At 56.9% G+C, this 12504-nt stretch carries 15 protein-coding genes and 1 tRNA gene; 5 read left to right on the top strand and 11 right to left on the bottom strand.

What is annotated here, in order from left to right; all coding sequences use genetic code 11:
• The first annotated feature begins 290 nt into the window (after positions 1-290).
• Together ACIPZE_RS20810 and ACIPZE_RS20805 are read left to right on the top strand one after the other, a co-directional pair.
• Positions 291-1127, top strand: coding sequence for an FkbM family methyltransferase (locus ACIPZE_RS20810; RefSeq protein ID WP_283438033.1), 837 nt, complete (start codon positions 291-293; stop codon positions 1125-1127).
• A 75-nt stretch (positions 1128-1202) separates the two neighbouring features.
• Positions 1203-1278, top strand: a tRNA-Thr gene (locus tag ACIPZE_RS20805).
• Positions 1279-1390: 112 nt separating this feature from the next.
• Here the strand turns inward: ACIPZE_RS20805 and ACIPZE_RS20800 are convergent.
• The gene (locus tag ACIPZE_RS20800) at positions 1391-1816 is read right to left on the bottom strand and encodes a type II toxin-antitoxin system HicB family antitoxin (protein ID WP_212620604.1); all 426 of its coding nucleotides are present in this window, start codon (positions 1814-1816) and stop codon (positions 1391-1393) included.
• A gap of 31 nt (positions 1817-1847) precedes the next feature.
• Positions 1848-2030 (bottom strand): type II toxin-antitoxin system HicA family toxin, encoded by a 183-nt coding sequence (locus tag ACIPZE_RS20795; RefSeq protein ID WP_095190108.1) that lies wholly within the window; start codon positions 2028-2030, stop codon positions 1848-1850.
• A gap of 455 nt (positions 2031-2485) precedes the next feature.
• On the opposite strand from ACIPZE_RS20795, the gene ACIPZE_RS20790 reads away from it, so the two are divergent.
• Positions 2486-2767, top strand: coding sequence for a DUF3077 domain-containing protein (locus tag ACIPZE_RS20790; RefSeq protein WP_283438040.1), 282 nt, complete (start codon positions 2486-2488; stop codon positions 2765-2767).
• A 43-nt stretch (positions 2768-2810) separates the two neighbouring features.
• On the opposite strand, the gene ACIPZE_RS20785 is transcribed toward ACIPZE_RS20790, so the two are convergent.
• A complete protein-coding gene (locus tag ACIPZE_RS20785; protein WP_400775052.1) occupies positions 2811-3476 on the bottom strand; it encodes an RES family NAD+ phosphorylase in 666 nt (221 codons plus the stop codon).
• Positions 3477-3487: 11 nt separating this feature from the next.
• Positions 3488-3895, bottom strand: a complete 408-nt coding sequence (locus ACIPZE_RS20780) for an MbcA/ParS/Xre antitoxin family protein (RefSeq protein WP_283438041.1) — start codon at positions 3893-3895, stop codon at positions 3488-3490.
• A 334-nt stretch (positions 3896-4229) separates the two neighbouring features.
• On the opposite strand from ACIPZE_RS20780, the gene ACIPZE_RS20775 reads away from it, so the two are divergent.
• Complete coding sequence (locus ACIPZE_RS20775) at positions 4230-5156, top strand: LysR family transcriptional regulator (RefSeq protein WP_400774997.1); 927 nt, start codon at positions 4230-4232, stop codon at positions 5154-5156.
• On the opposite strand, the gene ACIPZE_RS20770 is transcribed toward ACIPZE_RS20775, so the two are convergent.
• From ACIPZE_RS20770 to ACIPZE_RS20745, 6 genes are all read right to left on the bottom strand, one after another.
• Positions 5073-5390 (bottom strand): AzlD domain-containing protein, encoded by a 318-nt coding sequence (locus ACIPZE_RS20770; protein WP_400774994.1) that lies wholly within the window; start codon positions 5388-5390, stop codon positions 5073-5075. The genes ACIPZE_RS20775 and ACIPZE_RS20770 overlap by 84 nt on opposite strands.
• The gene (locus tag ACIPZE_RS20765) at positions 5369-6085 is read right to left on the bottom strand and encodes an AzlC family ABC transporter permease (protein WP_129387687.1); all 717 of its coding nucleotides are present in this window, start codon (positions 6083-6085) and stop codon (positions 5369-5371) included. The genes ACIPZE_RS20770 and ACIPZE_RS20765 overlap by 22 nt, the downstream gene beginning before the upstream one ends.
• Positions 6082-6459, bottom strand: coding sequence for a GNAT family N-acetyltransferase (locus ACIPZE_RS20760; protein ID WP_053116558.1), 378 nt, complete (start codon positions 6457-6459; stop codon positions 6082-6084). Before ACIPZE_RS20760 ends, ACIPZE_RS20765 begins: the two co-directional genes overlap by 4 nt.
• A gap of 79 nt (positions 6460-6538) precedes the next feature.
• A complete protein-coding gene (locus tag ACIPZE_RS20755; RefSeq protein ID WP_129387684.1) occupies positions 6539-7285 on the bottom strand; it encodes a 2OG-Fe dioxygenase family protein in 747 nt (248 codons plus the stop codon).
• Between the two features lie 232 nt (positions 7286-7517).
• The gene (locus ACIPZE_RS20750; protein WP_283438043.1) at positions 7518-8804 is read right to left on the bottom strand and encodes an OprD family porin; all 1287 of its coding nucleotides are present in this window, start codon (positions 8802-8804) and stop codon (positions 7518-7520) included.
• A 286-nt stretch (positions 8805-9090) separates the two neighbouring features.
• Positions 9091-9768, bottom strand: coding sequence for a DsbA family protein (locus ACIPZE_RS20745; RefSeq protein ID WP_400774991.1), 678 nt, complete (start codon positions 9766-9768; stop codon positions 9091-9093).
• A 254-nt stretch (positions 9769-10022) separates the two neighbouring features.
• Between ACIPZE_RS20745 and ACIPZE_RS20740 the strand changes: the two genes are divergently transcribed.
• Positions 10023-12116 (top strand): TonB-dependent siderophore receptor, encoded by a 2094-nt coding sequence (locus tag ACIPZE_RS20740; RefSeq protein WP_129387675.1) that lies wholly within the window; start codon positions 10023-10025, stop codon positions 12114-12116.
• Between the two features lie 151 nt (positions 12117-12267).
• Here the strand turns inward: ACIPZE_RS20740 and ACIPZE_RS20735 are convergent, their stop codons facing one another.
• Positions 12268-12480: a hypothetical protein gene (locus ACIPZE_RS20735; RefSeq protein ID WP_064388957.1), complete on the bottom strand. Its 213-nt coding sequence runs from the start codon at positions 12478-12480 to the stop codon at positions 12268-12270.
• Between the last annotated feature and the right edge of the window lie 24 nt (positions 12481-12504).

Raw genomic sequence — 12504 nt, 5'->3', positions numbered from 1 at the left:
CCACGCCTGTTTCGACCACTTAACACTGCTGGTCATTTTTTGTTCACATGAATAAAAAACCTGTAAAACAGGGATTTGCGAACAAAATGAGAATGCGTTCACAAAATCTCGTCCAAACCAGTCCTTGCCCCTCGCCGTTGTGCATAAGCTGCCAATCAAAACGACATAACCGCCGAATAAAGCCGTCGCCGAGCGAATAATTGCGGCCTCCGTCCAGCCTTGCTATACAGGGGCACAACGCGCCGACAGGCACGCACGAACAAGAAAAATCAGACCGACAGGAAGCGACCGTGACGTTCATTTCTTACGCGCAGAACTTTGAAGATGTTCGCCTGTGGCGCGCACTCAAGCAGTTTGAACACGGTTTCTACATCGACGTCGGCGCCAACGATCCGAGCCACGACTCGGTCACCAGAGCCTTCTACGATCACGGCTGGCGCGGCGTCAATGTCGAGCCGATGCAGAATTACTACGACGCGCTCTGCCAGCAGCGCCCACGCGACGCCACCGTGCAATGTGTCGCCAGCGACCAACCCGGCGAAATGACCTTCTACGGCATTCCCGGCACCGGCCTTTCCACCGCCGACCCGGCCGTCGCCCAGCAACGCAAAGACCTCGGCATGGACGTGCGCAGCCTCACCGTCAAAGCCCGCACCCTGACTTCGATCTGCGAACAATATGCTGCCGATCGGCCAATCCATTTTTTGAAGATCGACGTCGAAGGCCACGAAGAAACCGTCCTGCGCGGCATGGACTTCAGCCGCTTCCGCCCATGGATCATCGTCATCGAAACCCCATGGCAACGCGACCACACGTGGGAACACCTGGTCACCGACGCCGGCTATCAGTCGATCCTGTTCGACGGCCTCAACACCTGGTTCCTCGCCGACGAACACCTGAGCCTCAAACCCGCATTCGACATCCCACCGTGCAACCTCGACAACTTCCAACTGTGCCAGGGCCACGCCTTCGCCCACCCATTGAGCCCTAACGAACTCGACACCGCACAACAACTCGCCGACGCTCTGCACCGCGCCGAACAGGCCGAAGCGCAACTGTTTGCCCTGCAAAACAGCCGCACCGTGCGGGCAGTGCAAACGCTGCGGAATGTACTGCGCAGGGCCTGATTTGCAGAGATGCAAAAATAGTCTGAATTCAGGGGTTTACAGAAATTATCCAGTCGCTATAATCGTCGCCCACACGCCGGTATAGCTCAGTTGGTAGAGCAACTGACTTGTAATCAGTAGGTCCCGGGTTCGACTCCTGGTGCCGGCACCATACAAAACGAAGCCCCTGCAGAAATGCAGGGGCTTTGTTGTTTCTGGGGTTTGTTTTCCATCCCGAATGAAAAGCCCCCGACAGCAATCGCTGTCGCGGGCTTTCTACAATCCTACGCAGCCTCAACCGAAAGCAAAATCCGACGCCCAAGCTGCTGCAAAGCACGCTCGACATTCTCGATCTTGGAGTGATGCAGGAAATCGACTAACCGATCTACCTGAGGCCGTTGTACACCCAGGCGTCGTGCCAGTTCAGCTTTGCTGACCCCAGACTCCAGAAGCGTATTCCACAACGCAACCTTTGCCGCAGTCAGTGCAGGCAGCCGCAACACCGCGTCACTTTCCTGCTCCCCCGCATCACCTGTCGGAATCAATCGACGATCATCGACGTAGATCGACAGGGCGGTCTCGATGGCATCGATAGCACTGTCGAGCGCCTGTTCAAGGGTGTCGCCAACGGCGTGCATCTCTGGAATTTCTGCGCAGGACAACCAGACACTGTCCGGCTCTTCGTGAACTTCCAACGCATATTCGAACATCACGATTCCTCTCATGGGGTACAACTGGGTCTCAATCCTTGAGGCCCAGCTGTTTGATTATCGATTTTCTCAACCCTTCGCCCATTTCCTTGGCTCCGTGGTCGGGAAACACAGTTGATTTGCCGTTCAAGGAAACCTTGAAGTGGCTACCCTTGCCGTTTTGGAACTCTACGCCTTGGGCTTTCAACCATCGCCGAAACTCGCTGTACTTCATGTGCATCACTCGCCGTTTCGGTAAAGCGAATGTGCAACATATTTGCTGCACATGCAACATAAGTGTTGCACTGCAAAGAAACACCAGCAGCCACCACCTGGCCACGATTGCGCATCCGTCCTCCCCAAGCTACCGTCAAACCCGTCGCTGCCAATTCAGCGACCGGGCCTGAGAACCCGCGTAAGATGCAGGCGCACCAGCGCCCCAAACCACGATTGCCGACGCTTTTTTAGTGTCAGCGTTCACGTGCAATGGCGGCTGTGCGTGGGAGACCTTCGGGCCTGCCGGGTTCCTGTATCTCCGGTTTCTCAGCCTGCGCATAGCTGCCACCTTTTCGCCTGAGAACGAAAATCGCAGCTCTCATTTGATACAGGGAGTTAACAAATGAAAGCCATTGATCCGCCAGCAACCCCGGTCACTTCACGCAGCCCTTCTCGAACTGCAGGTGAAGCTAAATGACCCACTCTCAAGATCTGAAAACCCTCGGCCTCACCCACTTTTCCTTTCAATCCAATCAGGCAATGTTCCGCACCAACCGTGGTGTGCCGGTGATAGCCGCCCTTTCCCACGCATCCCACTTGCTTCACATTTCACGACTGCTCACTGCGGACACTTCAATCTCGCGAGATCCTGATCTTCACGCTTATGCCTCGCAGTATTTGCAGGACTTGAGCAAAGCGCTGATCGATGATGTAGTGAAAGTGATGGATGCGCCGCCGGACAAGCCGTTGATGTAACCACCGTTGTAAGGCCCTCGCTGATGCGAGGGCTTTTTGCGTTTCAGACCTGACTGATCTCAAGCACAAACGAAATCTTCTGCTGACTCGCACTCCACACATAGCGCAAATGCTTGCCCTGCTTCGGAATCGATACCGCTGGCGGCCGGAATGCGGCAACGCATTCATGACCGGGCAGGCGAACGCTGTTGTAGAGCAGTCCCCACGACTCGGTTTCGCGCAGTTGTCGGGCGAATAGCTGAGACGGCCCATAAGCGTCCGGATCCGGATTGTGCATTTCTGGGTGATCGTGACGAATGTTGTGTAACGGTTTAACCACCCGATTAACGTAAGTCCGCATGGTCAACTCAAGATCCGGCTCCTGAGTCGCGGCGAGAAATCGCTCCTGGTGATAACAGGTCTCGGCGATGGCAGCAGCCTGACTGCTGGCGGCGTAGTAAACGCCGAAGGTGCCATCGCAGAAACGACTGCGTTTGCCGATGTGGGTAAACGCAGCCATCACCGGAGTCGAGCCGGGGCCAGAGAGTCGATCTTCGGGTCGCACGCGGGCGAGCACGCCGGCCTGTTCGATCAGCCGATCATTGGTCAGCGCTTCAATCGCGTAGGCAACTTCCAGGTCTTCGGGATCGAGCACATCTTCGAACAGCGCAATCGGCGGGAAGCTGCTGTTGACGATCCGGTAGGCTCGCGGCCATGCCACATCTACCAACTCTGGCGCTTTCAACCGCGCACCCCGTCGAGGTAGCGGCGTACATCGGCAATGTCGACCACGCGGCCGGCGAGCATGTAATCCAGCGCTGTTTGTCCATTGAACGGCGCCGCCGTGTTCGGGCTGCTGACCCACGTGTAGGCGCGCTCGCGGCTATTGCTGAAGATGATGCTCAACGCCTTGTGAATGCCCATCAGGTAGGAGATGCGCTCAAGGGTGTCGTTAGGCAGACGGACATTCGGCAGGTGTTTGTATTTGTAGAACGTGGTGTTGCCGACGCCACCGAGCAATATGCGTTGCTGCTCGGCGCTGCAGCCCCAGCGCTCCATGAGGTTAAAGAAGAACTTCAGCGCGACGCGACCGGCTTCGGGGGCGTCGAGTTGTTCGCGTGGGGTTACGGCCTGCGATGAGGTGGTCATGTGGCCGCCTCCTTGATTAGAAACCTGAATATGAGCCTAGTACAGATACGGATAGATATTAATATTTAATACAGAAACGAATTAGATTTTCGCCAAAAACCTTCGACAAAAACCCATCTCACGCACCAAAACCACGCACTTTTTTTGACCCCCATCACCCCCCGCCCCCCAAAAACCCCGATCCTGTGTCAGCCTCCAGCCATCGGCAGGGACATCAATTCGCTACTAAACCCGCGACAACTATGCTCAGGTGCAGGAATATACCCAGCATATGGCCGCCGGACCGGCGGTCTCGTAAACAACAATACCCAGCCCACTTTAGAGGGCATTACCCATGGATAGCAGAACCTTACGCAACCTCATGCGCATCGTGCAGACCGGCTCTTTGTCGGCCGCAGCCGAGCATTCGTGCCTGACTGTGCAGGCGCTGGCCGCGCAGTTGAACAAGGTCGAAGAGCAGTTCGGTTTCCGCTTGTTTCGACGTTCCAACAAAGGTCTGACGCTGACGCCGCAAGGTACCGAGCTCACGCCTTATATGGACAAAGTGCTGATTGCCACGCGACAGATGGAAGAAAAGGTCGAGGCGCTGAAGGTGCCGGGCCAGCGGACGTTGAAGGTTGCGCTGAACAACACGTTGTCGACTGACTTCAACCGGCGAATGATCGGGCGCCTGATCGAGGTGTTTCCCGATTATCAGATGGAATTCAGCTACGCCGAGTCGATGGAAAACCTCAGTAAGCTGAAGAACGAAGACTTTGACCTAGCGGTGCTGATCGGGCCGCAACGGCCGGGTTTGCCGAGCATCGTTTTGCCGGACGTGCAGGTGCAAGTGGTCGGTGCGCATTGCGGCCAAGTGAACGATCCACTGACGTTGCTGGGCAACAAGTTTCAGGTGCGTCCTGCGGAAGATTGTCCGTATTCCCACAGCTTTTTGCGTTTTCTCGACGCCGGGCTGGGCAATCACGAGAACGGTCAACGCATGGTCTATTCGTGCAGTGAAACATTGACGTTGTCGTTGATCACGCAGATGGACGCGGTCGGCATGGTTTCGCGTGAGGCCGCGCAGAAAAACGGCCTGACGATTTTCCCCGGTTTCGAGGATTTCCTCGAAGTGCGCCTGGCGGTGAACAACTCGGAGTTGTCGCGCCAGGCACTCAGCGACGTGGTCGATCTGCCGTTACATGAACGAGCCGAGCGCAATGTACGCAGCCGTCCCAATCGCCACACTGAGAAAGAGGTTTTTGCTGAAATACGCACATAACAACGTCGGAATGGCTGCATAGAATTCCGGGCGGTCGAGCTGTATGTGCTGATCCTTGATCAACAAGGGAGTCAGGCTGATCGCAGCGACGATCGCCACCGGCAAGTATTCCAGCGCCCGCGCGATAAACGGCGGCCAGTGCTCGGTATTCACTTGCAGGGGCAAGGCGCGTGGCAGGAAGGTCACGGCCATCATCAGCACAACCACCAGAATCAGGAACGTTTGGTCAGGCATACACCCACTCCGCAGCCCACAAACGTGGCGATAAACACATTGAACGGCGAGCTGCCGACCAGGCTCAACGCGCCCATGCACAGCACCGCTGCCGCAGCGGCGATGAGTTTGTTGCGGGTGTTGCACAGCGACACCAGGACGTAGAGCATCATCGCCGTCAGGGCGTAGTCGAGCTGATATTTGATCAGGTGCGCGGCATATTGTGCGCAGACCGCGCCGAGCAAACCACCGAGCACCCATGAGGTGTGGCAGAACAGGTTGAAGCCGATCAGATAACGCACATTGACCGGCGCGCCGGTGCCGAGTTTCACACTGTGAAAAGCGAAGGATTCGTCAGTCAGGCCACCGGCGTAGCACCAGCGCTCCATGCGGCTCAAACCGAGTGCGCGCAGGGCCTTGGCCATGTAAACCGACATCAACATGTGTCGCGCGTTGATCAGGAACGTGGTCAGCACAATGGTGGTCAGCGAGGCACCGCTGGAGATCAGCGCCAGCGCGGCGAATTGCGAAGCGCCGGCATAGACGAACAAGCACATCGCCACCGGCAGCCACATTGGCAACCCGGCGTTGACGGCCATCAGCCCGAACACGAATGACACCGTGAAGTAGCCGGCGACCACCGGGCTGGCTTCGGCAAACGTGCGCGACGGCTGATGGTTGACCATCAACGGCGCACTGCCGGACGTTTCATTCATAGATCCCTCTCAAATGTCCGTTCGCCATGGGGCTCGCAAAAACCCTGGGCAGTCCAAAAACGCTTGCCCGCGAGGTTAGCATCGTCAACGAACAGAAACATCCGCAACACGCCGACGCGCTTCATGTCGGACGAAGCCGCTTCCACCAGACGCTGACCGACGCCCTGGCTGCGATAGCGTGGGCTGACCGCCAGATGATTGATCGTGCCGCGGCTGCCGAGCATGCCGCCGAGTACCGCCCCGACGATTTCGCCAGCGACGTCGAAGGCGAGATACGACGTGGTGGTTTTCTGAATCAACACGCCGCGCAGGCATTTGGCGTCCTGCCATTCGCAGAAGGACACTTCGTCGAACTGGCGGAAGAAACGCTCCATGCGCTGCGCATCCTTGGCCGTGGCGCGTCGCAGCACCACTGGCGTCGAGCATTCGACGCCATCGATTGGGGTGATCTGATTAGCGAACAATGTCGAAAGCGGTCCCGGGCCGCGAGAAGGAAATCGCCAGAATCTGCCGATACGCCATGGCATGGGTGTGGGTGTTGCGCGCAGGCGTCACGTAGTGGCGCATGTCGCGATCGAGGAAGTAGGTGGTGTCGAGAATTTCCTGGTAAGTGGTCGACGCCAGTTGATGCTCGTGGATGTCGTACAGACGACTCTCCGCACCGTCGACATTGTTACGGCCCCAGAAGTGCACGCCGCTGAACGGGTAACCGTCGCAATGAATGCCTTCAGGGGTGATTTCCAGTTGTTTACCCGGTTTGATCTCGATGCGGATCTGATGGATCTGGCATTGCCAGATTTCATCGTGCAGCTCTTCCGGCAACACGCTTTTGTACACTTCGAAATCGGTGTCGATCAGGCTGCGCATGACCGGCGACGTGATCACTTCATCGGAGAAGTCCTGGAAGTGCCGCACCAGGCCGCCGACGTAGGCATTGTTCTCTTTCGATTGCACGTACGCGCGATGCTCAAGTTGCGTCAGCTCGCGGGTTTTCGGGTTGTACTCGAAGTCGCTGTAACGACGGTAACGCATGCCGGCTTCGGCCTGACCGTAGTAACTGTCAGGCTCCATGTTTTCCCAACTTTTGGTCAGTCTGACGAAGTCGGCAAAATGACCGTAGAGATTGAAGTCACCACCCTGGACGTTGACATATTTGTCGCGCCGTAGCGATTCGCCCACTTCTCTGTTCAAAACGATCATTACCAAATTCTCCGCTGCGTTGAGCGGCCTAATCTATTAGGTGGAGAATTTGCGTCCATGAGAAAGAATTTCAGGCATTTGAAGCATTGTTTGAAACGGCGTTTACAGCAGCTCAAAAACAACTTTTACATGACAAAAACACGGGTTTTTTGGGGTTTTCATCAAAAAATCGTCAAAAAAAAACCCCGAACCTGTCGGGGTTTTTCTCATGTTTCTTACACTCGATCGATCATCAGAAGATGTTGATCGGGTAATCGACGAATACACGCAGCTCGTTGCCGCTGACGTTGTACTCGCTGGACTTCTGCGACACGCGCAGGATCGAGCTACGCAGTTTCACGCTGAGGTCTTTGGCCGGGCCAGATTGCACGACGTATTTGAACTGGTTGAAGATCTCGCGCTCGGTGCCGCCTTCGCTGGTAGAGGTGGTGATGTTGTCGCCACGCACGTAAGCGAAGTTGTAGCTCAGACCCGGTACGCCGAAGGCGCCGAAGTCGAGGCCGTAGCCCAGCTGCCAGCTGCGTTCGTCTTCAGCGTTGAAGTCGGACCAGTAGGAGTTGGCCAGGTAGATGGTGTTGCCACCGTCGCCGACACGACCTTGTTCTTTCTGGTAGCCGCCGTAGGCGTAACCCAGGTTGCTGTCGCCGGTGGAGCGCTGATGCGCCACGGTGAACGAGTGCGGGCCAGTGGCGAAAGTGGCTGCCAGGCTCCAGATCTTGTTGTCATCACCGGTCGCACCGCTTTCGCGGACATAGGAATTGTCCAGCTTGGTGCGGTAGCCGTTGAAGTCCAGGGTCAGCGACTGATCCTTGTCGATCGGGTACACGTAGTTGGCGTTTACGTATTGCTTCTTCAGCACGTCTTCAACGTCGGAAGCGTACAGCGCGCCCTTGAAGTGTTCGGTGAACTGGTAGCTACCGCCCAACACATTGATCGACTTCAGACCACCGCTGTCACGGCCTTCAGCGCTCTTGCGCGATTCGGCAGTGAAACGACCGGCGTTCAATTCGAGGCCTTTGATCTCTTTGGAAGTGATCAAGGTACCGGTGTAGCTTTCCGGCAGCAGACGCGAGTTGTCGTAGTTCAGCACCGGCAGGGCCGGCATCTGGTCACCGTAAGTCAGGGTGGTGCTGGACAGACGGAACTTGACCGCCGCGCCGCCCTTGGACAGGTCATTGGCCGGCTTGCCGCTGTCGCCACGCTTGAAGAAGTCGATACCACCGGCACCGCTGCGATCTTCGCTGCGCTCCAGGTTCAATGCATACAGACCGAACGCATCAACACCGACACCGATGGTGCCTTGAGTGAAACCGGACGAGAACGTACCGATGGCCGCTTGGCCCCATTCCGACTTGTCGGCGTTGCCGTCTTTGTAGTCACGATTGATGTAGGCATTGCGCAGCAGCACTTTGAGGCTGCTGTCTTCAACAAAACCCTTGGACTCGGCCTGGTCGTTAGCCATGGCCTGAGTGGCGCTCAACATCCCCAATGCGATCAGACTGATCCGCTTGTTCAACATTTTGTTTTCCTTATTACGGGTTGAAACGCGCTGTGTCGAACGGCTGAAACGGCGCTTTTGCACTCTTCTTTTCACCCCGAAATAAAACGGCTCGCCAAAGCCAGACTTTGGCGAGCCCTTTCATTTTTTTGAGTCATGGCGGTTGGCCACAGGCGTTGGGCCGAATCGTAGCCGCGCCCTCAATAATGTGTCAATTTCAAGAATCGTCTTTAAATAGGTAAAAATCGTCTAAGAAATGTAATTTTTGCGATATCGGCTTGCCCGGAAATGCCGTCAGCCAGTGATTTCAGCGAACATCGGCGCAGCCGTCGATGCCACAAAATACAGCCCCTTCACCGGTTTCTTCGGCTGTGAGCGCCTCGTTCAACCAGTCGGCAAAAGCCTGCGGTTTGCCCAGCCATGGACTGATATCCACCAGCGTGAACTGACCGTTGTCTTCCAGCGCAAATGTTGGAAAACCTTGTCCGCCCAGTTGAGCCAACAGCGCACGACTGGCTTTTACATGCTGCTCGGTATCCACGGAACTGAGCGCAGCCTGAAAGCTTTCGACGGCGTAACCCATCTGCACGGCGAGATCCAGCAGTACCGATTCATCAGCAATCCGTCGCCCTTCCAGGTAGTGCGCCGTCTGCACATGCCCAAGCAATTCAAGACCACGCCCATCAATTTGATCCGCCGCCATGACGGCGGCAATCGGCGGCGTCGAATCGAATACCGCCGAGTGATCGCGCAGCAAGCCTTCAAAGTAGGCCTCGCCGAAAGGCTGCCCGGTGTATTCAGCGATGCGCCGATCATGCGGGATTACATAACTGCGCAGCTGCGCCGAAACGTTCTGGCGATTGGCACCGCTCATCATGCCCCCCGCATGCGCGATGACTGGCATTACTTGCTGCGCCGCCTGAACCAGCGGTTTGGCGCCGTAGCACCAGCCGCACAATGGGTCGTAAATGTAGTGAAGGATCATCAGAAATACCGGCAAGAAAGTAGAAAAATTCGATGCCGGCAGACTAAACCCGGAGGCATTGCGGAAAAACGCCAGAATGACTTTCAGTCTGTTGCTTGAACCGGTCGAATGCCCGACTACGCCATTTGTATCGATCTCGACATAAATTGAAACAATGAACCTGGGGAACTTCTCAAGAATAAATTACGGAAGCAAATGCAAAGCATTACCATTCGCGCGCTCGAATTCCTCTACCCTTTCGGATGCGCTTTTCAATGCCTGCCCCGTTCCGTCTTACGCCCGTCACCCTTGGGCTTTCTGCCTTTCTGTCCAGCGGTTTTGCCTATTCGGCAACTGAATTACCTGCCACCGCGATCAACGCCGAAGCGCAAGCCGATGATCCACGCGTCAAGGCCAGCACTACCGCAACCCGCACCTCCACGCCGGTGCGCTATGTGCCGCAGGCGATCGATTCGATCAAGACCGCAAACGTTGCCAGCTATGGCACCAACGATATCGGCGATGCCTTGAGTGGTATGCCCAACGTCAGCAGCAGCGCCGACACCCGTTTCGACAGCCTGCGCATTCGCGGCTTCGATGCCAGCAACGACTTCTATCTGGACGGCATTCGCGACGACAGCCAATACAAGCGCGACCTGCACAACATCGAACGCGTCGAAGTCCTCAAAGGCCCCGCCGCCGTGTTGTACGGCCGTGGCAGCCAGGGCGGGATCGTCAACCGCGTCAGCAAGATGCCGGAATTCGGCCGCCGCTCGACCATCGAAGCGCAAGGCGGCAGCGAAGATTTGCGCAGCCTTTACGCTGACCTCAGCACCGACCCGAGCGACAACCTCAGCCTGCGCCTGAACATGGGCAACATGGATGAAAACAGTTTCCGCGACGGCGTCAGCGGCAATCGCCAACTGTTCGCGCCGTCGATGAGCTGGCAACTGACACCCGACCTGAACTGGTTGGTGCAGTACGAATACAGCCGTTACAACCGCACACCGGATCGCGGGATTCCCGGGGTCAACGGGCGTCCCGCCGATGTCGGTCGCGACACCACCTACGGCAACGATCACGACTTCATCGACGACAAGACGCAATCGCTGCGCTCCAGACTCACCTACGAAATCAATGACAGCTGGCAACTGCGCCAGACCCTCGGGGTGTTCAAGCTCGACAGTGATTTCGATAACACTTACCTGACCGGTTTCGACAGTAAAACCAACAAGGTCACGCGTCAGCACTGGCAGCAGGATCTGACCACCCGCAATATCTACAACAACCTCGAACTGGAAGGCAGTTTCGATACGTTCGGTCTTGAGCATCGCCTGCTCACCGGCGTCGAAACCGGCAGCCAGCGCCGCGATCCAACGCTGTACAACGCCGCCACCGGCAGAACGCCTGGCGCACGTCCCGTACCGTCGCTCGACCTCTACAGCCCCAACCGCGACCTGCGCCATACCGGCAGCATGCAAGTCTCCAGCAACAGCCACACGGAAGTCGAAAGCCGCGCGGTGTACGTGCAGGATCAACTGCGCCTGAACGATCAATGGCAACTGCTCGGCGGGCTGCGCTACGACACCTTCGATATCGAGTCGACCAACAAGCTGCGCAACATTTCCGAAGATCGCGACAGCCACAGCACCAGCCCGCGCGTCGGTCTGGTCTGGACGCCGCTGCAGAACCACTCGTTCTACGCCTCGTGGTCGAAGACCTTCTCTCCGGTCGGCGGCGGTCTGATCGGCATCACGCCGGGAGCGGCCGGCAACAGCAACGACCTCAGCCCCGAACTGACCAAGCAGAAAGAAATCGGCGTGAAGAGCGATTGGCTCGACGATCGCCTGAGTACCACGCTGGCGATCTACGACCTGGAACTGTACAACCGCCGCACCAGCGATCCTAACGACCCGACGCTGACGGTAATGTCCGGTCTGCAACGCTCACGCGGGATCGAGTTGACTGCCACCGGCAATATCGTCGGTAACTGGTACGTCCGCGGTGGCGTCGGCGTGCAGGACGCCACCATCGAGAAGGACAACAACGGCCTCGAAGGCAAACGCATCAACAACGTCGCCAAGCACAACGCCAGCCTGTTCCTGACCTGGAAACCGGAAATGGGCTGGTATGGCGAAACCGGTCTGACCCTGGTCGGCCAGCGTTACGCCGATAATGCCAACACCACCGTATTGCCGGGTTATGGCCGTTGGGATGCGCTGGTGGGTTACCGCATGAAGGATTGGGATTTGCGGGCGGCGCTGAACAACATCACCGATCGTGACTATTACGCATCGGCGACCAGCCAGTATCAGATTCAGCCCGGGGCACCGCGCAGCGTTGTGATGACCGGAACTTATAGCTTCTAAGAAACAAGATCAAAAGATCGCAGCCTGCGGCAGCTCCTACATTGGAATGTGTGATTCCCTGTAGGAGCTGCCGCAGGCTGCGATCTTTTCTTTCGTGCATAAAAAAGCGCCGCCATCCCGGCAGCGCTTTTACCAATCCCTGTTGTTGTTCTTATCCTTCCATCACAGCCCACAACGCTTCCAGTTCGGCCTCGCTGAACAGATCAGCGGGGTATCGCTCGATCATCATCCGGCGCGGATCAGGTTCCCTGATCTGACGCGTTCCATTGGACTTCAACCAGTGCGCGACAATCTGCAGCGATTCGCCGTTTACGGCCATGGGGTGCAACGTCCGCTCGCTGACTACGTTCACTTCGGCGTTCATTTCAGCGCTCTCTCCCCGTACGTG

This window comes from Pseudomonas sp. NPDC089741 (genome assembly GCF_044748825.1).
Taxonomy (GTDB): Bacteria; Pseudomonadota; Gammaproteobacteria; order Pseudomonadales; family Pseudomonadaceae; genus Aquipseudomonas; species Aquipseudomonas helmanticensis.
Note: the sequence above shows the minus strand (reverse complement) of the source record. Positions and strands in the feature narration are given on the sequence as shown.